Below are 19,412 nucleotides of genomic sequence, written 5' to 3' on the forward strand. Positions count from 1 at the left end.
GCTTGGAGTCGGAGGAGGATGCGGAGGCGTTTTCGTCGCCGATGCGGGCGATGACTGCGCCTACCTCGATGGTGTCATCTTCGTCGGCGAGGATTTCTACCAGGGTGCCTGCTACTGGGGATGGAATTTCGGTGTCGACCTTGTCGGTGGAGACCTCGAGCAAAGGCTCGTCTACTTCGACGGTGTCGCCGACGGATTTGAGCCACTGGGTGATGGTGCCTTCGGTGACGGACTCGCCAAGTTCTGGCATTTCCACGTCGGATGCATCGCCGGAGCCGCCGTTAGAAGAGTCAGCCTTCGGCTCTTCCTTCTTTTCCTCTTCCTTCTTTTCTTCCTTTTCTTCTTCCTTTGGTTCTGGCTTGGAGTCGGAGGAGGATGCGGAGGCGTTTTCGTCGCCGATGCGGGCGATGACTGCGCCTACCTCGATGGTGTCATCTTCGTCGGCGAGGATTTCTACCAGGGTGCCTGCTACTGGGGAGGGGATTTCGGTGTCGACCTTGTCGGTGGAGACCTCGAGCAAAGGCTCGTCTACTTCGACGGTGTCGCCGACGGACTTGAGCCACTGCGTGATGGTGCCTTCGGTGACGGACTCGCCAAGTTCTGGCATTTCCACGTCGGAAGCATCGCCGGAGCCGCCGTTAGAAGAGTCAGCCTTTGACTCTTCCTGAGCTTCTTCTGCTTCTTCCTCGTCCTTGTCAGCGGAGGAGTCGTTGGATGCGGAGCCTGCCTCATCCTCGTCACCGATGATGGCAATGACCTCGCCAACCTCGATGGTGTCATCCTCGTCAGCCTTAATTTCAATAATGGTGCCGGCTACGGGGGAGGGGATTTCGGTGTCGACCTTGTCGGTGGAGACCTCGAGCAAAGGCTCGTCTACTTCGACGGTGTCGCCGACGGACTTGAGCCACTGCGTGATGGTGCCTTCGGTTACGGATTCGCCCAGCTCGGGCATCTCAACGGAGTTCGCCATGAGTTATAAGACTCCTCGAAAGTTGGAAGTGTTCTATCGCTACCCGACAATCTTACAGCGTGATGCTCACCCTCGTGCAGATGTGGGGTTAGTAACTACCCTCCTTCCGGGTAAGCTAGGGAATTATGTTCAACCCCTTCCGCCGCAACAAGTCCAGATCGTCACTGCGACCACCCCGCGGACCGGGGGAGACCATCCGCCCAGAAGACGCGCAGGATTTGCAACAGTGGGCCGCCGGAAGAATGTATGTAGAGGCCTTTGTAGAGCCGGAAACAGTGGTCAACGAGATGTCGGTTGTCGTTGTCGATGAAAACGGCGAGTTCATCCGCCGTCGCATCGGCGGGCCAAAGGGTATCGACGCGGTGGCCGCATTATTGAGCTGCGATATTTATGACGTGGAAGAAACCGGCTACCCGCAGCGCATGCGTGAACGCCTGGAGCGAAACCGCATTCTGCGTAAAAGGGAAGAACAAAGAAAACGCCGCGCCCGGTTCGAGCGCGGCGAGAACCCCGATACGGGGACTGAATTAAGCTAGATCGCTCTCTTCACGTAGGTAGACCTGGGAGCCGCGGCGGCGGAATTCGGCAGACTTTTCTTGCATGCCTTTCTCCGGTGCAGTGCCGTCGACGGCTTCGCGGACTTGCTCACCTAGCGTTGGCATGCCTAGCTCGGCCATCTGCCCGCCAAACATATCCCGAATGTCTTGGCTGATGCGCATAGAGCAGAACTTGGGGCCACACATGGAACAAAAGTGGGCGGTCTTTGCTGGCTCGGCAGGCAAGGTTTCGTCATGGTAAGCCTGCGCGGTTTCCGGATCGAGGGAAAGCGCAAACTGATCATTCCAGCGGAATTCAAAGCGGGCCTTGCTCATCGCGTCATCCCAGGCACGGGCGCCAGGGTGACCTTTGGCCACGTCCGCGGAGTGCGCGGCAATCTTATAGGTAATGACACCAGTTTTTACGTCATCTCGATTGGGTAGGCCCAAGTGCTCTTTCGGAGTCACGTAGCACAGCATCGCCGTGCCACCCATAGCGATATGGGCGGCGCCGATGGCAGAAGTGATGTGGTCATAGCCGGGAGCGATATCGGTAACTAGCGGGCCGAGAGTATAAAAGGGCGCGTCAGAGGCCCAATCCTGCTCGAGCTCGTTATTTTCTTGAATCATGTTGAGCGGGACATGCCCAGGGCCTTCCACCATGACTTGGACGTCATACTCCCAAGCCCGGCGGGTAAGTTCGCCAATCGTCTTAAGTTCAGCGAACTGGGCTGCGTCGTTCGCATCGGCTAGGCTGCCGGGACGCAGGCCGTCGCCAAGCGAAAATGCAACATCGTATTGCGCAAAAATCTCGCATAACTCATCAAAGTGCTCGTAAAGGAAAGATTCTTTGTGGTGGGCCAAGCACCAGCCCGCCATAATCGAGCCGCTGCGGCTTACAATGCCAGTCACGCGATTGCTAGCTAAAGGCACATAGGCCAAAAGCACACCAGCGTGAATCGTCATATAGTCCACGCCCTGCTCGCATTGCTCGATGACGGTATCACGGAAGATCTCCCACGTGAGGTCCTCCGCTACGCCATTGACCTTTTCCAATGCTTGGTAAATCGGGACGGTGCCGATGGGAACCGGGGAGTTGCGCAAGATCCACTCACGGGTGGTGTGGATATCGTCACCCGTAGACAAGTCCATGACGGTATCCGCACCCCATTGGGTAGCCCAGCGCAGTTTGGATACTTCCTCATCGATGGAGGAGGTAACCGCTGAGTTGCCGATATTGGCGTTAATCTTGGTAAGGAATTTGCGGCCAATGATCATAGGCTCGGACTCGGGGTGTTTGACATTATTGGGAATAATCGCGCGGCCGCGAGCGACCTCCTGACGTACGAATTCCGCATCGCAATGCTCGCGCAGAGCTACAAATTCCATTTCTCGGGTAATAATTCCCTGGCGGGCATAATGCATCTGCGTAACGCGTTGGCCTGCCTTCGCCTTAAGTGGCAGGCGCTTAGAGCCCTTCCATTCTTGGGAGGCAGCACCGCGACGCTGTGCGGCGCGGCCGTCGTCAGCGAGCTCTCGGTTGCGGCCTTGGTATTTTTCGGTATCCGCGCGTTTTTGAATCCACTCGGTGCGTAATGCCGGAAGCCCCTGCTCCGGTGCGCATTCGGGACCACGCGTGCGGTAAACGCGGAAGGGCTCGTTAGGGGCATGAGGGGAATCGTCCAAGTGGATTTCGGTCTCTGGGACCTCTAAGCCGTTGTGTCGAATGGGGGGAATAGGAATGCTTGGGGTGGTTTTCTGGGGCAGCCGTCATGGCAGGCTCTCCTCTCTTCCTTCGTAGGTATTAACCAAACAGGTTCGAACGGTAGATACGCAGCTGTAGCGCACTCTCAGCCCGTGCTCGGGCACCCGTGGGGACGTAGATCACCGTATAACAATCGCCTCACCCAGCGCAGGGTTTTCTGCATTTGGTCTAGGCCTAGCGATGCGTGGTGGGAGGGTGAAGGAATGTGGTTGCTAGGTCAACAGGAAACTTTCAGGATCTTTCCACCGCTATCCAATATCGGTAACCCATACTAAGTTCATGCGTTTGAGAGAGCGCATGCGAGAGAGATAGAGAGAACCCCTCATGTTTCCAGAGGGCGGCTGTTTTAGCCGATACATGGAAACACCTTGTAGAGAGACGCCTGCGGCCCTCGGACCACTTTCGGTTCGAGGGCCGCAGGCGTTTTCTTTTGCCTAGCAGATCGTGGCGCCGGCAGCGGCTAACTCTTGCAACGCCGCCTCACCGCGAGATTCATCTACCGGGGAGCAATAGTCACGCAGAACGCGGACGGTGAACCCCTCCTGTAGGGCATCAGCAGCGGTGGCACGAACACAATGATCGGTGGCAATGCCCACGATGTCTACGGCATCGATGTGGTGCTCGCGCAACCAGTCAGCGAGCAGGGTGCCGTTAGCAGCACCCTCAAATCCGGAATAGGCGGCGGTGTATTCGCCCTTGCGGAAGTAGGCTTGGGCCGGCCCGATAGCCTCATGCATGGCCGCTCCGTGGGATTCGGCTACACAGTGCACGGGCCAGGAATCAACAAAATCCGGGCTCTGGGAAAAGTGAGAGCCCGGATCTATATGCCAATCCTGCGTGGCTACGACGGTGTCATAATCCTGTTGCAGGGTAGCGATCTTGGCAGCGACTTCATTGCCTCGTTCGGTACCCAAGGCGCCGCCGGGGCAAAAGTCATATTGAACGTCAACGATAATCAGAGCAGGCTTCATGCCTTTAGGAGTTTAATCGCATAAAGCCTGCTGTGGTGCTACTTTAATTCAGCAATTTCGCGCAGGGCTGCTACCACCGTGCGGGTGGGCACGCCGGTGCCCATCTTTGGGGTGTATCCATAAGCGCCAGTGGTGTTGAAGGAAGGGCCGGCCACATCGATATGGGCCCATTCGATTCCTTCACCCACAAAGTGTTGGAGGTAGGTGCCGGCATATTCCATGCCGCCCTCACGCTTAGCGTTGATATTACGGATATCGGCGCTGGCGGATTTTACCGATTCCTCGTGTTCCTCCAGTAGCGGCATGGCCCAAGCCTTCTCGCCCACCTCGCGGCCGATTTCGGCCATGCGGTCACGGAATTCCTCGGAACCCATAACGCCGGCGGTCCGCTCACCTAGAGCAACCATCTGGGCGCCGGTGAGAGTAGCCGTTTCAATGAGGTAGTCAGGGTTGTCCTCGCTGGCGCGCGCAATGGCATCAGCAAGCACGAGGCGACCTTCCGCATCGGTGTTGAGCACCTCGGAGGTAATGCCGCCGTAGTGGGTGATGACGTCACCTGGGCGGGTGGCATCGCTGCCTGGCATGTTTTCTGCCAGTGGCAGGGTAGCGGTGATACCCACCTTGAGGTTCAGCTTTGCCGCAGCGATGATGGCAGCGGCCATTGCGGCGGAACCGCCCATATCGGAAATCATGTCCCACATCTTGGCGCCTGGCTTCAAGGAAATGCCGCCGGTATCAAAGGTAATGCCCTTGCCCACCAGCGCGACGTGGCGCTTGGCCTTCTTCGGGCGCCAGCTCAAGCGGACCAAACGCGGCGGACGTGCAGAGCCACGGCCGACCGCCAGGATGCCGCCAAAGCCCTGCTTTTCTAGGGCCTTTTCATCCAAGACCTCTACCTCAAGGCCCGCCTCTGCTGCTTGGGCGGAAAGGAAAGCGGCGTAGCTTTCTGGGTAGAGCAGGTTGGATGGAGTATTGACCAGATCGCGGGCGAGAAGAACGGATTCAGCGGTAATCTTCGCGTTTTCAAATTCCTCTTGGGCTGACTTCTCGGCCACTACGGTAAAGGTGGTGGGCATCGTAGATGGCTCGCTGCGTAGGCCGGAGTACTTATAGCCGCCGAGGATGAGGCCTTCTACCACTGGGGCGATGCCAAAATCGCCCAGAGAGGTAGCTACCTGTTCAATCTTGGTAATGGAGCGGGCGGCTTGGCCTGCAGCGCGGCGCAGCGTTTCAGCGTCTACTTCTTCTGCTTCGCCCAATCCCACGGCGATGATGGAGGCTACGCCAGCCTTAGCGGGAGCCGGTACGCGCGTGACCTCGCCGGCCGTGCCGGAAGCCCCTACGGCCACCAGTGCCTCATAGGTGGAGCGAAGTGCGGCAGCCCCTAGCAATTCGGTACCCGGCAGTTCTAGCCCGCCTTCGCCCTGGAACGCAGCGATTAGTAGCGCGTCCGCCTTCTTAGGAGCCTTCTTTCCCAGCTTTAGCTTGGGAAATTGACCGCGTGCGGGCAATTCGTTTTGTGCCATAGTGTCCTCCTTTATAAAAAGGCTTATCAATCTTCCCTCTACTGTACCGCGCAGCGGTGAACTTATTCCTGCTTCGCTATAGATAAAGGGGTAGATTGTGGGCATGCTTGATTACACGATTACTCGGACCGATAACCCCACGTCTACGAAGGAATTGAGCGAAATTCTCGCCAACCCCGGCTTTGGCAAGCACTTTACGGACCACATGGTCACCATTGATTGGACCGAAGAAAAGGGCTGGCACGATGCTCAGGTAAGACCGTACGGGCCGATGACAATGGAACCGGCAAGCAACGTATTCCACTACGGGCAGGCAATCTTTGAAGGCATCAAGGCCTATCGTCAGCCCGATGATTCCATTGCCACCTTCCGTCCCGACCATAATGCCCAGCGGTTTATCAACTCTGCTGAACGCTTGGCTATGCCGGAGCTGCCGCAGGAGGAGTTTATTGAGTCTTTGCGCCAGTTGGTGGAAGTAGATAAGGACTGGGTACCGGAAGCCGGTGGAGAAGCGGCGTTGTATCTGCGTCCCTTTATGGTCTCCACCGAGGTTTCCTTGGGGGTTCACCCGGCCAAGTCCTACCGCTACGTGCTTATAGCCTCCCCAGCGGGTTCCTACTTCAGTGGTGGCATCAAACCGGTATCCGTCTGGCTGTCCACCGACTACGTGCGCGCAGCGCCCGGCGGCACCGGCGCGGCCAAGTTTGCGGGCAACTATGCGGGCTCGCTATTGGCCCAAGCTCAGGCGGATGAAAAGGGCTGTGACCAGGTGGTCTGGTTGGACGCTATTGAACGCCGCTACATCGAAGAAATGGGCGGAATGAACCTCATGTTTGTCTATGGCTCCGGCGAGAATGTGGAGATTGTTACGCCAGAACTATCCGGTTCCGTGTTGCCGGGCATCACGCGCGAATCTCTTCTGCAAGTTGCCCAAGACCTGGGCTACAAGGTCACCGAACGCCGCATTACGGCCGAGGAATGGCAGCGCGATGCAGAATCCGGCGCAATGTCGGAGGCCTTTGCCTGCGGTACTGCCGCGGTTATCACCCCGGTGGGCCACGTGCTGGGCGATTCCGCCGATTTCCAGGTCAATGGCAATGAAGCAGGCGAGATCACCATGACCTTGCGCGAGCGCCTAACCGGAATTCAGCGCGGTGCCGTGGAAGATACCCATGGCTGGCTGCATACCCTGGTGAAATAGGCCGCGGCTTAGGCGTCTGCGGCGATCTCGACTCCGGTAAGTAGCATCGGCAGCGCCGCTAGGGCGCCGAGGGTGGGCTCCGGCTCCATTGCCAGTTGGTGCAGTGGCTGGAGGCCCAGTTTTCTTAGCGCCAACTCATGGGCAGGGGCGGTGGAAAGGGTAGTGGCAAAGAGCCACTCTTTCACCCCAGGGTTATCGCGCTCGGCAAGGAGCGCCGCGGTTGCGGTTAAGGGGGCATCGATAAGGAGGGGCGTGCGACGCTCCGCGGCTCGGGTAATGAGCCCCACCGCAGCGGCCAGCACCGCAGACTGGCAGGAGGCTACGAGCTCCATGCCCTCGAGGTTGCGGGCGCGGAACATAGCATCTCGAATGGCAGAGACCTCTCGCTTCCAGTCTTCCACGCTGGGCTGCTTGCCGACGATCACTACCGGCTCCGTCTGCGTCATCGTCGCCATGACCACGGCGGGGACGCGGGCGCTTTCCACGCCGCCGGGAATCAGTAGGTCCGCACCGGCATCAATTTCCGCATCTGCGGTAGCGGCTCCCAAGTCATATGCCTGGGATAGATCCGTCACCGTGACTACATTCAGTCCGGCCCCGGCCCGACGCGCAGCGGTCTCGGGAGCCGGTAGCTGGGGCTCCTGCTCAGCAAAGACGATGGCTCGTATACGCTGCGGCTCCTGAGCGGGGGCGCTGCCTTGGCAGGCGGCTAGCCATTGGGCGGCTTCGGTCAGGCGCCCATAAGGCGCGAGCTGTGCGTCGTGTGCGGTACGTGCCTGAGAATCGGGCTGCGGAATGGCCATGAGCACATCTCCCTAAACGTCAGCACCGAGCTCCACGCGGGGGCGCGGAATGCGCCACTTGCGCGGCTGGCTGGCGCGGGAATATGCATAAAAGCCCAGGCTAAAGCCGGCTTCAGTGGTGCCAGGGAACTTGGTACGCACGGCATTATTGCAGCGGCGGGCCAAGATGATGCCCTCGATGGCAAAGATAATGAGGATAACCATCGCCACCGCGTTAATGACCGTCGCGATGCTTGGTACCGCGTAAGTCAAGAACACGACCACGATGAGAACAAGGGCCATTGGCATAACCCAATTGCTCAAGCTGCGGCGCGCATCTACCCAATCGCGCACATAGGCGCGTTCTGCGCCCTGATCGCGAGCGGGAAGGAAGCGCGGATCACCGTCAGCCATGCGGGCCTGCTGCTCACGGTTGGCCTGCTGGCGCTCTTGGCGCTCCTTTTTCTTATATTCCTTCCACTCGTCCTTGCTCATGGACTTCTTCATGTCCTTGCGGTGCTGGTAACGCTGTGCTTCGGACATGCCATGGGGATCGCGCTTTACGCCGCGCGCGATCTCTTGTTCGGAGCGCTTTGGCGTAGGACGACCCTTCGGTGGGGTATAGCCCTTGCGCTGGGGCTCTTTCTGAATTTCTTCCTGCGCCTTGTCCTGCGCAGGAGCGGGCTCAGTGGAGGTCTTGTCATCTTTTTGCCACGGGAGTTTCACGCTCCTCACACTACAAGGTTTAGGCGCGAATAGGGGAATAGGCCCGGCCCAGTAGATGTTGTAGCAGTGGGCTACCTTTTCCCACCTGAAAGAAGCGGGTAGGGTAGTGGCAACGAAACCAATACTTATTGAGGAGAAGTGATGACCGCTCCAGCTTCCGCAACCGGCGTCATTCTGACTGAAGCAGCAGCCGCTAAGGCAAAGGCGCTGCTTGATCAGGAAGGCCGCGACGATCTCTCCCTGCGCATTGCCGTTCAGCCTGGCGGCTGCGCTGGCCTGCGCTACCAGCTTTACTTTGATGATCGCACCTTGGATGGTGACAAGGTCGACCAGGTAGGCGGCGTAAACCTCGTCGTGGACAAGATGTCCGTTCCTTACCTGACCGGTGCCAAGATTGACTTCGCTGACACCATCGAGTCCCAGGGTTTTACCATCGATAACCCGAATGCCACCGGTTCTTGCGCCTGTGGCGATTCCTTCAACTAAAAAGAAGGACAGCAAAGAGGGTGGGTGCCGATGGCACCCACCCTCTTGTGTATGTGTGGAAGGCTCTTAGAGCTTGACTGGATAGTCGCGCTGCTCGATCTGCGGATCGATGCGCTTTTCCACAAAGATGCCGTGCCAAATCATAAAGGACAGTACGGTCCACAAACGGCGGGAGTGGTCGGAGACGCCGTCGCGGTGCTCCTTGAGCATCTCGAGAACTTCCTTCTTATTGAAGATGTCCTCGGTCTGGGAATCGTTGATGGTGTCTTGGGCCCAGCCGTAGAGCTCGTCGCCGGCCAACCAGTGGCGCATCGGCACAGGGAAGCCCAGCTTCTTGCGGTGCAAAACGTGGGCCGGAACGATCTGCTCCATTGCCTTGCGCAGTGCGTACTTGGTGGTGCCGTGGGAAATCTTCAGGTCATAAGGGATGGACTCGGCCACCTTGAAGACTTCCTTGTCCAAAAAGGGCACGCGAAGCTCAAGCGAGTTGGCCATATTGATCTTATCGGCCTTGACCAAGATGTCACCGCGCATCCAGGTAAAGAGATCCAGATGCTGCATGCGTGCGACCGGGTCAAAGCCCTCGGACTGCGCGTAGATGGGCGCAGTTACCTCGCGGTGGTCCCATTCGCGCTTCGCCCACGGAATAACCCGCTGCATCTGCTCAAAATTGAAGGAACGAGCGTTGCCATAGTAGCGCTCTTCCATGGTCATCGAGCCACGGTTGAGCAAAGACTTGCCCTTCATACCTTCTGGCAGCACCTGGGAGAGCTTGCCCAACCCGCGGCGCAGTGGGGAAGGGATCTTCTCAAAGGGCGCGAGGGACAGTGGCTCCTTATAGATGGTGTAACCACCAAAGAGTTCGTCCGCGCCCTCACCGGAAAGAACAACCTTGACGTGCTTGCGGGCTTCTTGGGCCACGAAATAGAGCGGCACCAGCGAAGGGTCAGCTACCGGATTGTCCAGGTACCACATGATCTTCGGGATGGACTCGGCATACTCCTCCGGGGAGACAATCTTGACGATGTGCTCCACGCCAATAGCTTCCGCGGACTCTGCCGCGACATCGACCTCAGAGTAGCCCTCGCGCTCGAAGCCGGTGGTGAAAGACAGCAGATCAGGGTTGTGGCGCTTAGCCAGGGTGGCAATAGCTGTGGAGTCAATGCCGCCCGACAAGAAGGAGCCTACGGTGACGTCGGCGCGCATGTGCTTAGCTACGGAATCCTCCAGCGCCTCCGCAATCCGGTTAAAGAGTTGCTGCTCTTCACCTTGCTTTACCTGTTGAACAGGGAAGCGGGGCTTGAAGTAGCGCTCGAGGACAACCTCTTCGCCTGGACGAAGGGTAACAGTGCAGCCGGATTCCACGCGGCGGATATTCGCGTGGAGGGACTCCGGCTCCGGGACGTATTGCAGGTCGACGTAATGCTCAATGGCGCGGCGGTCAAGGTTGAGCTCTAGACCGATCTCGTCTGCCATTTCCAGAATGCACTTCATCTCGGAGGCAAAGACAGTGCCAGCGTCGGTGGTGGCGTAGTACAGCGGCTTGATGCCGAATTGGTCGCGGGCAGCAAACATCGTCTTAGTGTGGGTGTCCCAGATGACGATGCCGAACATGCCGCGCAGGTGGTTCACCACGTCCTTGCCCCAGTGGTGGTATCCCACCACGATAGGCTCACCATCGCCTTCGGTATGGAAGGTATAGCCGAGGCCCTTGAGCTCTTCCCGTAGTTCTACGTAGTTGTAGATTTCGCCGTTGAAGGTCATGGCGTAGCGGTCAGGCTGGTCCTCCGGACCCCAGCGAAGGGGCTGGTGGGAGTGTTCTAGGTCAATGATGGACAGGCGATTGAAGCCAAAGGCAGCATCGCCGTCGTGCCAGGTGCCTGCCGCATCTGGGCCGCGGTGGCGCATGCAAGGCAGGGAACGTTCTAGCGCGTCAACGTACTTATCTACGTCGCCCGTGGCGGCGAGCATGCCAAGAAGTCCGCACATGTAAAGATTGCTCCTTAATATAAGCGTCTATTGCTAGTCACCCACTTTACGGCTCGAGAGGTGCAAACTAGAACACGCCACGGCTTAAGGAAAGCTGTTGGCTGCCTTGGAAAAAGCTTCCCCGATAGGGTGCGAACTTTCGGTTGATGTATCCCCGGGCAAGCTGTGAATTGACACACATGGCCGTGTTGGAACCTTAGGGTCCGGTTGGAACATTGTGCAGGTGGGGCGGTAACCTACAAGAAGGAGAATATGAAATGAGTGCACTAGGTGCCCTTTTATGCCTTTAAATAGGCTGGGAATCTGGCAATTTTCCTCTATTCTGATTGGGTAAGAGTGCTCTGTGAGTATTCGAGAAGTTTTGTGTGGACAGAAAGGCAGAACACACGTGGGACAGCGTAATAAGCGCACCTTTGCCCGCAAGGCGGGCGTAGCTGGCGCACTTGCTCTGGGTGGACTCGCTCTGGCAGGTTGTGACGTTCAGGCGCCAACTGCTGTAGAGAACCTCCTAGGATTCGGTTGGCCAAAGGGTATTACCCCTGAGGCAGAGGCCATGTACAACTTCTGGATTTGGGTCTGGGTTGCTGCATGGATCGTTGGTTTTATTATGTGGGGCCTATTCCTCACCGCTATCTTCCGCTGGAGCGCGAAGAAGGCGAAGAAGGATGGCAAGGGCGAGTTCCCGCGCCAGATTCAGTACAACGTACCGCTTGAGATGGTTCTGACCATCGTTCCGATCCTCATTATCATGGGCCTGTTCTTCTTTACCGTTCAGACCCAGCAGAAAGTTACCGCCTTGGATAAGGATCCGAAGGTCGTCGTCGACGTCACCGCTTTCCAGTGGAACTGGAAGTTCGGTTACGCGGAGAACCACGTTAACGGTGAGAACTATGACGGTGCTGATAAGGAACGTCAGGCCGAGGCAGAAAAGTCTGCTCACGACCCAGAGGGTATCGATAACCCGAACCCAATCCACGGCAAGTCCATGGGCGACCTTTCCTACCTGAACTACAACAAGATTGAGACCGTCGGTACTACCGAAGAGGTTCCGGTTCTGGTTCTTCCTTCCGATACCGCGATTGAATTTCGTCTCGCTTCTGGGGACGTATCCCACGCATTCTGGGTACCGGAGTTCCTATTTAAGCGCGACGTCTACGCACACCCAGAGGCAAACGCTCAGGAGCGTAGCTTCCAGGTGGAAAAGATTGAGAAGCAGGGCGCATTCGTTGGTCGCTGTGCCGAGATGTGCGGTACCTACCACTCGATGATGAACTTTGAAATCCGCGTTGTATCCCCAGAGGACTTCAACAAGTACATGAAGTTCCGCGAGAACAATCCGGAAGCTACCAACGCCGAGGCTCTCAAGGAAATCGGTCAGGACCCATACGCGGTTACCACCCACCCGTTCTCCGGCGAGCGTGATACCGCTAATGGTGACAACTTCGTCAACACGGCGGCATAAGAGATAAGGACACAACACAATGCGTGCAACATCGAAAGTCTTTTACTCAATCGCGACCTACCTTCTTGTCTCGCTGATTGTCTACATCTTCGGCGTTACCTTCGTTAAGGACGACGGCTATCTGTACGGTGCCGAGTGGGTTGGCATCGTGGGTATGTTCCTTGCCTTCCTGCTGTGCATGATGCTTGGTGCTTACCTGCACTTCACCGATAACCGCAGCGACGTCCTCCCAGAGGATTGGGAAGAGGCAGAGACAGAGGACGCTGCTGGCATCCTTGGCTTCTTCTCTCCAGGCTCCATCTGGCCGCTGGCTATGACCGGTGCTATCGCGCTCCTTGGCCTGGGTGTCATCTTCCTTTACTTCTGGCTGATCGCTCTCGGCGCTGTCTGCCTCATCGCGGCTTGCACCGGTCTTTCCCTGCAGTACGGTCTGCCAAAGGAAAAGCACTAGTTCTTCACTCTGAAGAAATCCCCCGCCTAAAACTTCTCCGCCCTCCTAGCTATGGAAGCTAGGAGGGCTTTGGCGATCGGTAGTCGGATGTTCCGCGAAAAAGTTCCCTAGATTCCAAAAAACTTTTAGGGGTGGGGTAGTGGCCGCACATCCAACAAGGCAGTTGCCTAACCGTCTGTGCCATTCGGCCACGTAGAGGCATCTTTTCGCGGGGGTCGACCGAAAGTTGTAGACCTGCGGGTTTGGGGTGGTGGGTGGATGTGATTTATCTCTCCAGAAAGTATCAATCTCGCGTACTTGTTAATGTATCTACAGGCCAGAATTATTGAGGTGGGGGCGCTCGGGAATTTCTAAGCGTGGGCCGTCGTGTGTTGTCACCTGCATCGATGGGGCGTCGTAAAGCAGAGCAAAAAGTTCCCGGCGGAAAAAATAAAAATATCGCAGGGAACTGGCTGAACGTTTGCTGGCTAAAGTATCAAAAATGAATAGTGATAACGGGGGGAATCGAGGTGACTTTGCCGCCCAGAACAGCCATAATGGCCTCTGTGACGAGCGTAGTTTCTAACCAAGGTATGACAGCACCACGTGCTGCCTCACTGAACCGACCAAATATGGTCAGTGTGGGCACCATCGTGTTCCTGTCTCAGGAATTGATGTTCTTTGCCGGACTGTTCGCGATGTGGTTCACCTCGCGAGCAAACGGTCAAGAAGGCGACTGGGCGGAGCACACCGCCCATATCAACCTGCCCATGGGTTTCCTCATTACGGCAGTGCTGATTACTTCTTCTGTGACCTCTCAGTTCGGCGTGTTTGCCGCAGAAAGGGGTGACGTTTACAAGCTTCGACTCTGGTACACCGTGACGCTGGTACTGGGCGTTGTGTTCCTGTGCATCATGGCATTCGAGTGGACCGAGTTGATTCACGCAGGTGTGACTGTGCAGTCCAGCGTCTTCGGTTCGGTGTTCTACATCATCACCGGCTTCCACGCTGCGCACGTGACCGCAGGTCTGATTTCTTTTGCAATCATCCTGGCGCGCGTTGCTAAGTCCAAGTTCACGCCGGCGCAGGCTACCGCCGCAATGGCAGTGTCTTACTACTGGCACTTCGTTGACGTTGTGTGGATCGGCGTCTTCACCGTTATTTACTTGGTCCAGTAGAACTGGCCACTATCCCCAAACAGTCCTCCCGTGTTCGAGTTATCTAAAGGAAAATGATGGATAACAATTCGCAGTCCGTGGCAGTGGAGCAGACCACTGCGGCGGCTAAGAAGACCCGCCGTCGCCGCAAGGCGAAGCGCACCATCGCCGGTGGCTTCGCTTTGGCGATTGGCCTGTCCGGTGCGGGCGTCTTGGCTTCTGCCTTGACCCCAGACGCACAGGTCGCCACGGCGGAAAAAGATGACCAAGCCCTCGTTCAGGAGGGCAAGGACATCTACGACACCGCTTGTATCACTTGCCACGGTGCCAATCTGCAGGGCATCGAAGGCCGCGGTCCCTCCCTCGTTGGCATCGGCGCTGGTTCTGTGTACTTCCAAGTACACTCTGGCCGTATGCCGATGATGTCTAACGATGCGCAGGCAGAGCGCAAAGCTCCGCGTTACACCGAGCAGCAGACTCTGGCATTGGCTGCATACGTAGCAGCCAATGGTGGCGGCGCAGACATCGTTTACAACGATGACGGAAGCGTTGCCCAGGAATCCCTGCGTGGTGCTAACTACAATGGCGAAATCCAAGCAGAAGACGTAGCGAAGGGCTCTGAGCTCTTCCGCATGAACTGTGCATCTTGCCACAACTTCACCGGCCAGGGTGGCGCGCTGTCCTCCGGTAAGTTCGCTCCTGAGCTTGCCCCGGCAAGCGAGCAGGAGATTTACCAGGCAATGCTGACCGGCCCGCAAAACATGCCTAAGTTCTCCGACCGCCAGCTGACTGCAGACGAGAAGAAGGACATCATTGCCTACCTCAAGTCTGCAAAGGAAACTCCTTCCCCAGCAGGTTGGGACCTTGGTAGCCTCGGCCCCGTAGCGGAAGGCCTGGCAATGTGGATTATCGGCATTAGCGCCCTGTGCGCCGCCGCTATGTGGATTGGATCGCGCTCATGAGCAATGTAAAGAAGAATTACACTAATGCTGAGCTCGATAAGATGAGCAACGATGAACTCGCTGCTCTAGGTACCGAGCTCGATGATGTCACCGTCGCGTTCCGCAAGGAGCGCTTCCCGGTTGAAGGCGACCCGGCTGAAAAGCGTGCGGGCCGCAACGTCGCCATCTGGCTTTTCCTGTCTGTCATCGGCGGGCTGGGATTCCTCGGCGTTTACCTGTTCTGGCCGTGGCAGTACAAGCAGCTAGGGGAGGAGGGCCACATTTGGCACACCCTCTACACTCCTTTGCTGGGTATTACCGCCGCACTCGCAATTTGTGCGTTGGGTATCGCCATTGTTCAGTACGTTAAGAAGATCCTCCCAGAGGAGATTTCCGTACAGCGTCGCCATGACGGTCCTTCCGAAGAGGTTGACCGTCGTACCTTGACCGCGTTGCTGAATGATTCTTGGAAGACTTCCACCCTTGGTCGCCGTAAGACCGTTCAGGGGCTGTTGGGCGGAGCCGGCGTCCTGTTTGGCCTGACGGTGATTGCACCGCTGGGCGGCGCAATCAAGAACCCATGGAAGGTTCGCCACAACCTGAACTACGCCGGTGACGGAACTCTGTGGACCTCCGGCTGGACCCTTCATAATGAAGGTTTCAAACTTTACCTGGCCCGCGACACCGGTACCATCGCTGAGAAGCACTCCGGTGAAACCGGCGAGCACTACAGCACCAAGGGCGTTACCCGCCTGGTTCGCGTGCGTCCGGAGGATCTGGCAGCAGGCGGTATGGAGACCGTCTTCCCGCTGGCAGAAGAAGACGTCAACGATGGCGATAAGTACGATGCCGAGCGCGATGTCTACGAGCACCACATGCACTCAATTCACGGCAACCGCAACGCCGTGATGTTGATCCGACTGCGTCACAACGATGCGCAGAAGGCCATCGAGCGCGAAGGTCAAGAAGACTTCCACCACGGCGACTACTACGCCTACTCCAAGATCTGTACTCACATCGGTTGCCCGACCTCTCTCTATGAGGCTCAGACCAACCGAATCCTGTGTCCATGCCACCAGTCGCAGTTCGATGCTTTGCACTACGGCAAGCCGGTCTTCGGTCCGGCAGCCCGTGCACTGCCACAGCTGCCTATCACGGTGGACGACGAGGGCTACCTCGTTGCACAGGGCAACTTCATTGAGCCTGTCGGCCCGGCATTCTGGGAGCGTAAGTCATAATGAGCAATAAACTCGCCCAAATGGGCAACAATATGGATGAGCGTTATAGCGCCGCCGGTGTGCTGAGGACTCAGCTGAACAAGGTCTTCCCGACCCACTGGTCCTTCATGCTCGGTGAGATGGCGCTGTACAGCTTCATCATTCTTGTACTGACCGGTATCTACTTGGCGTTGTTCTTCGACCCTTCCATTACGAAGGTCATTTACGACGGCACCTACGCACCGTTGAACGGTGTGGAAATGTCTCGCGCCTACGCCACTGCGCTGGACATCTCTTTTGAGGTTCGTGGCGGTCTGTTTGTGCGCCAGATGCACCACTGGGCAGCCCTGCTGTTCATGATGTCCATGGTGGCTCACATGCTCCGCATCTTCTTCACCGGCGCATTCCGCCGTCCACGTGAAGCAAACTGGATCATCGGCTGCGCACTCATCTTGCTGGGCATGATCGAGGGCTTCCTCGGTTACTCCCTGCCGGATGACCTGCTTTCCGGTGTTGGTCTGCGAATCATGTCCGCCATCATCCTCGGCCTGCCTATTATCGGCACTTGGCTGCACTGGGCAATCTTCAGCGGTGACTTCCCGTCTGACCTGATGCTGGATCGTTTCTACATCCTGCACGTTCTGGTCATTCCGGGCATCATCCTCGGCCTGATTGCTGCCCACCTGATTATGGTTTGGTTCCAGAAGCACACCCAGTTCCCGGGACCGGGCCGTGCCGAGAACAACGTCGTTGGTGTCCGCATTATGCCGGTCTTTGCTACCAAGGCAATTGGCATGGGCATGATGGTCGCCGGCGTACTCGCTCTGATGTCTGGTCTGCTGACCATCAACGCCATCTGGACGCTTGGACCATACAACCCGTCCCAGGTTTCCGCCGGTTCTCAGCCGGATATCTACATGCTGTGGACTGATGGTGTTGCCCGTGTCATGCCAGCTTGGGAGCTCTACATTGGCAACTACACCATTCCTTCCGCGTTCTGGGTTGCTCTGCTGTGTGGTCTGATGGTCGTACTGCTTATGGCATACCCATTCTTGGAGAAGAAGTTCACCGGTGACGATGCACACCACAACCTATTGCAGCGTCCGCGCGATGTTCCTACCCGTTCCGCTATCGGCGCAGCTGCCATCGTATTCTTCTTGCTGGTCACGCTGTCCGGTGGTAACGACCACGTAGCGCACTTCTTCCAGATTTCGCTCAACGCGATGACCTGGGTTGGTCGTATCGGCTTGATCATCTTGCCTCCGATTGCATACTTCATGACCTACCGCATCTGCGTTGGTCTGCAGCGCTCTGACCGTGAGGTTCTGGAGCACGGTATCGAGACCGGCGTTATCAAGCAGATGCCGAATGGTGCCTTCATTGAGGTTCACCAGCCGCTCGGCCCGGTTGATGCCGATGGTCACCCAGTTCCCCTCGAGTACGCAGGTGCTCAGGTTCCAAAGCAGCTCAACCAGCTCGGCTTGGCGGATTCCGAGACTCAGGGAACCTTTAGCCCTGACGATGAGGCGCTCATGCACCGCGTCCATGAAATCCACTCGGATAACCACGATGAGGAAGCGGAGATGTTCCGTCGCCTCAACGAGGCTAACCGCCGCGAGGACGAGGAAAACGGCCGCATCTAAGACCTTGTCGTGAGGGTTACTCGAAACACGCTCATAGACCCACCCTGCTCCTGCTGAAGGAGCAAGGGTGGGTTTTGCGTTTTGCTGGGCCAATACTTCTCTAGGGGCTGTTGTTGTTGAGGTGTAATCCCGAAGCGCAGAAAGAGTACTGGAATGGAGCCCCTACGCTGCGGGCGGCCTTGGAGCATTGAGGAGCAATGTTTAGACGATAAACGCGTGAGAAGGCCATGGAGCGCCTCGGCGGGCGTTCATAGCCGGGCTTGTTTTTTCGTTTGGCGTTGTCCCTACGGGCAGTTAAACTTCGATGCTGCATTTTGTAGGGGCTTTCTCAAGTTCCTTGCAATAGCGCCCTATTTTCTAGTCTCGCGGTGACCTTCACTATTGGTTTCGGCTAAACATCTGTACGCGGCGAGAGGCCTATACTGCCCGGCTATGTAGGGAGGCGCGACTGCCGTGAAGGAGCTACCTTGCGGTGGAGTAGAAGGGGCCAATTTAAGGCTGAATAGGGCCACCAAAGGCGCTAGTGGCTAAAGTCACAAATTAGGACTCACTTAATTGTTGAGTGTCTGCTTTGCGAACGTGCTGCTTTGAGGAGGTGTGGTCTGAGCTTTGACATTTTTGCAGCTAGTGGGTTTATAGGTTCTGCTAGCGGTGAACTTATTTCCTTCTATGGGTGATAAGTCTCGTCTAGGTCAAGGGAAGGTAACGAACCGATAACAAGGTGAAATTGGGTAGAGCGAATGGACATCGGTTGTAATGATTTCGTAACCTATTTGAGACATTGAGTTACCGCCCGAAAAGGTGCTCAATCTAAACAGAAGAATTACAGCGCCGCATCTGGCTCCTCCTACTGAGGGGCCGAGTGGAGGAATTCCTAAAGGAACGGATTTCCAACGAACGCTAGTCCCCCAGGGTCAGAGCTTCTCTTAGTAGAGAAGTAGGCGCGCAGGAAGATTTGGAGTTTTTCTCATGGCACAGCACCGTCGTCAGGGCATTAAGAACACCCGTCGAATCGCATCTACCGCAGCATTGGCTGCCACCGCAGCTGTCGTTGCGCCAGGCGTAGCACAGGCGGCAGAGGTCGTCGTACCTAATACTGACTACCGCTTCGAGGTAGCAGGTCTGGAAAACGTCCCGAACATTGACCAGGTCCCGAACATTGACCGCTACGTTCCGTCTTTGGGCCAGGTTTCTGACCAGCAGAACACCAACTATGCAGCCGCCGGGCACAAGCAGGCAGCTCCGGCACAACAGACCGTGGGTCAGAAGGCGCTGGCAGCAGCTCGCTCCGTTATCGGCTCCCCGTACGTTTACGGCGCTGCAGGCCCGAACGCCTTCGATTGCTCCGGCCTGACCAGCTGGGCATACGCTCAGGCTGGCAAGCCGATTCCGCGTACCTCTCAGGCACAGGCCTCCGGTGGTACTCCGGTTTCGCTGGATCAGCTGCAGCCGGGTGACATCATCGCTTACTACGGTGGTGCTTCCCACGTCGGCATCTACACCGGCCACGGCACCATCATTGACGCTTTGAACTCCGGTGTTCCGGTTCAGGAGCGCGACATGAACTACATGCCGATTCACTCCGCTGTCCGCTTCTAATAGGTTGCGGA

General features: G+C 57.1%; 16 protein-coding genes and 1 pseudogene. 10 read left to right on the forward strand and 7 right to left on the reverse strand.

Annotation, left to right across the window (positions count from 1 at the left end):
- A partial coding sequence (locus MHK04_RS00005) for a biotin/lipoyl-containing protein (RefSeq protein ID WP_301332377.1) occupies window positions 1-970 on the reverse strand: 970 nt, incomplete at its 3' end.
- A gap of 125 nt (window positions 971-1,095) precedes the next feature.
- Between MHK04_RS00005 and MHK04_RS00010 the strand changes: the two genes are divergently transcribed.
- A complete protein-coding gene (locus MHK04_RS00010) occupies window positions 1,096-1,506 on the forward strand; it encodes a hypothetical protein (protein WP_023021164.1) in 411 nt (136 codons plus the stop codon).
- Here MHK04_RS00010 and thiC read toward each other — a convergent pair.
- From thiC to MHK04_RS00025, 3 genes and pseudogenes are all read right to left on the reverse strand, one after another.
- Window positions 1,498-3,280, reverse strand: a pseudogene (gene thiC / locus MHK04_RS00015) (phosphomethylpyrimidine synthase ThiC). The gene MHK04_RS00010 and the pseudogene thiC sit on opposite strands and share 9 nt — an antisense overlap.
- A 425-nt stretch (window positions 3,281-3,705) precedes the next feature.
- Window positions 3,706-4,242, reverse strand: coding sequence for an isochorismatase family protein (locus tag MHK04_RS00020; protein WP_200288850.1), 537 nt, complete (start codon window positions 4,240-4,242; stop codon window positions 3,706-3,708).
- A gap of 38 nt (window positions 4,243-4,280) precedes the next feature.
- Window positions 4,281-5,768, reverse strand: coding sequence for a leucyl aminopeptidase (locus MHK04_RS00025; protein ID WP_239207512.1), 1,488 nt, complete (start codon window positions 5,766-5,768; stop codon window positions 4,281-4,283).
- A gap of 103 nt (window positions 5,769-5,871) precedes the next feature.
- On the opposite strand from MHK04_RS00025, the gene MHK04_RS00030 reads away from it, so the two are divergent.
- Window positions 5,872-6,969, forward strand: a complete 1,098-nt coding sequence (locus tag MHK04_RS00030) for a branched-chain amino acid aminotransferase (RefSeq protein WP_275434169.1) — start codon at window positions 5,872-5,874, stop codon at window positions 6,967-6,969.
- A gap of 8 nt (window positions 6,970-6,977) precedes the next feature.
- Here MHK04_RS00030 and MHK04_RS00035 read toward each other — a convergent pair whose 3' ends face one another.
- Window positions 6,978-7,772: a nicotinate-nucleotide--dimethylbenzimidazole phosphoribosyltransferase gene (locus MHK04_RS00035; RefSeq protein ID WP_200288853.1), complete on the reverse strand. Its 795-nt coding sequence runs from the start codon at window positions 7,770-7,772 to the stop codon at window positions 6,978-6,980.
- Window positions 7,773-7,784: 12 nt separating this feature from the next.
- Window positions 7,785-8,477, reverse strand: a complete 693-nt coding sequence (locus tag MHK04_RS00040) for a DUF3043 domain-containing protein (protein WP_200288854.1) — start codon at window positions 8,475-8,477, stop codon at window positions 7,785-7,787.
- Between the two features lie 141 nt (window positions 8,478-8,618).
- On the opposite strand from MHK04_RS00040, the gene MHK04_RS00045 reads away from it, so the two are divergent.
- Window positions 8,619-8,963: a HesB/IscA family protein gene (locus MHK04_RS00045; protein ID WP_005324455.1), complete on the forward strand. Its 345-nt coding sequence runs from the start codon at window positions 8,619-8,621 to the stop codon at window positions 8,961-8,963.
- A gap of 66 nt (window positions 8,964-9,029) precedes the next feature.
- Here the strand turns inward: MHK04_RS00045 and asnB are convergent, their stop codons facing one another.
- Window positions 9,030-10,952: an asparagine synthase (glutamine-hydrolyzing) gene (asnB, locus tag MHK04_RS00050; protein WP_239207514.1), complete on the reverse strand. Its 1,923-nt coding sequence runs from the start codon at window positions 10,950-10,952 to the stop codon at window positions 9,030-9,032.
- 388 nt (window positions 10,953-11,340) lie between these two features.
- Here asnB and ctaC point away from each other — a divergent pair, with 388 nt between their 5' ends.
- The 7 genes from ctaC to MHK04_RS00085 all read left to right on the forward strand — a co-directional run bounded on the left by ctaC (window position 11,341) and on the right by MHK04_RS00085 (window position 19,401).
- The gene (ctaC, locus tag MHK04_RS00055) at window positions 11,341-12,414 is read left to right on the forward strand and encodes an aa3-type cytochrome oxidase subunit II (RefSeq protein ID WP_049361049.1); all 1,074 of its coding nucleotides are present in this window, start codon (window positions 11,341-11,343) and stop codon (window positions 12,412-12,414) included.
- A 19-nt stretch (window positions 12,415-12,433) separates the two neighbouring features.
- A complete protein-coding gene (gene ctaF / locus MHK04_RS00060) occupies window positions 12,434-12,865 on the forward strand; it encodes an aa3-type cytochrome oxidase subunit IV (RefSeq protein WP_023021173.1) in 432 nt (143 codons plus the stop codon).
- A gap of 545 nt (window positions 12,866-13,410) precedes the next feature.
- Window positions 13,411-14,022 (forward strand): aa3-type cytochrome oxidase subunit III, encoded by a 612-nt coding sequence (ctaE, locus tag MHK04_RS00065; protein WP_432417960.1) that lies wholly within the window; start codon window positions 13,411-13,413, stop codon window positions 14,020-14,022.
- Between the two features lie 53 nt (window positions 14,023-14,075).
- The gene (gene qcrC, locus MHK04_RS00070; protein WP_049361051.1) at window positions 14,076-14,963 is read left to right on the forward strand and encodes a cytochrome bc1 complex diheme cytochrome c subunit; all 888 of its coding nucleotides are present in this window, start codon (window positions 14,076-14,078) and stop codon (window positions 14,961-14,963) included.
- On the forward strand, window positions 14,960-16,180 hold the full coding sequence (gene qcrA, locus MHK04_RS00075; protein ID WP_239207515.1) for a cytochrome bc1 complex Rieske iron-sulfur subunit: 1,221 nt from the start codon (window positions 14,960-14,962) through the stop codon (window positions 16,178-16,180). The genes qcrC and qcrA overlap by 4 nt, the downstream gene beginning before the upstream one ends.
- Window positions 16,180-17,802 carry a cytochrome bc1 complex cytochrome b subunit gene (gene qcrB, locus MHK04_RS00080; RefSeq protein ID WP_023021177.1) on the forward strand — a complete coding sequence of 541 codons (1,623 nt, stop codon included), beginning with the start codon at window positions 16,180-16,182 and terminating at the stop codon, window positions 17,800-17,802. Before qcrA ends, qcrB begins: the two co-directional genes overlap by 1 nt.
- Window positions 17,803-18,771: 969 nt before the next feature.
- Window positions 18,772-19,401 carry a C40 family peptidase gene (locus tag MHK04_RS00085; protein ID WP_239207516.1) on the forward strand — a complete coding sequence of 210 codons (630 nt, stop codon included), beginning with the start codon at window positions 18,772-18,774 and terminating at the stop codon, window positions 19,399-19,401.
- The last annotated feature ends 11 nt before the right edge of the window (window positions 19,402-19,412 follow it).

The sequence above is a fragment of the Corynebacterium nasorum genome, from assembly GCF_022345765.1.
GTDB lineage: Bacteria > Actinomycetota > Actinomycetes > Mycobacteriales > Mycobacteriaceae > Corynebacterium > Corynebacterium kefirresidentii.

Coding starts and splice junctions, on each gene's coding strand:
- ctaF (WP_023021173.1), top strand. CDS start 12,434: ATGCGTGCAACATCGAAAGTCTTTTACTCAATCGCGACCTACCTTCTT.
- asnB (WP_239207514.1), bottom strand. CDS start 10,952: ATGTGCGGACTTCTTGGCATGCTCGCCGCCACGGGCGACGTAGATAAG.
- MHK04_RS00030 (WP_275434169.1), top strand. CDS start 5,872: ATGCTTGATTACACGATTACTCGGACCGATAACCCCACGTCTACGAAG.
- MHK04_RS00035 (WP_200288853.1), bottom strand. CDS start 7,772: ATGGCCATTCCGCAGCCCGATTCTCAGGCACGTACCGCACACGACGCA.
- MHK04_RS00045 (WP_005324455.1), top strand. CDS start 8,619: ATGACCGCTCCAGCTTCCGCAACCGGCGTCATTCTGACTGAAGCAGCA.
- MHK04_RS00025 (WP_239207512.1), bottom strand. CDS start 5,768: ATGGCACAAAACGAATTGCCCGCACGCGGTCAATTTCCCAAGCTAAAG.
- qcrB (WP_023021177.1), top strand. CDS start 16,180: ATGAGCAATAAACTCGCCCAAATGGGCAACAATATGGATGAGCGTTAT.
- MHK04_RS00010 (WP_023021164.1), top strand. CDS start 1,096: ATGTTCAACCCCTTCCGCCGCAACAAGTCCAGATCGTCACTGCGACCA.
- qcrA (WP_239207515.1), top strand. CDS start 14,960: ATGAGCAATGTAAAGAAGAATTACACTAATGCTGAGCTCGATAAGATG.
- MHK04_RS00020 (WP_200288850.1), bottom strand. CDS start 4,242: ATGAAGCCTGCTCTGATTATCGTTGACGTTCAATATGACTTTTGCCCC.
- MHK04_RS00085 (WP_239207516.1), top strand. CDS start 18,772: ATGGCACAGCACCGTCGTCAGGGCATTAAGAACACCCGTCGAATCGCA.
- qcrC (WP_049361051.1), top strand. CDS start 14,076: ATGATGGATAACAATTCGCAGTCCGTGGCAGTGGAGCAGACCACTGCG.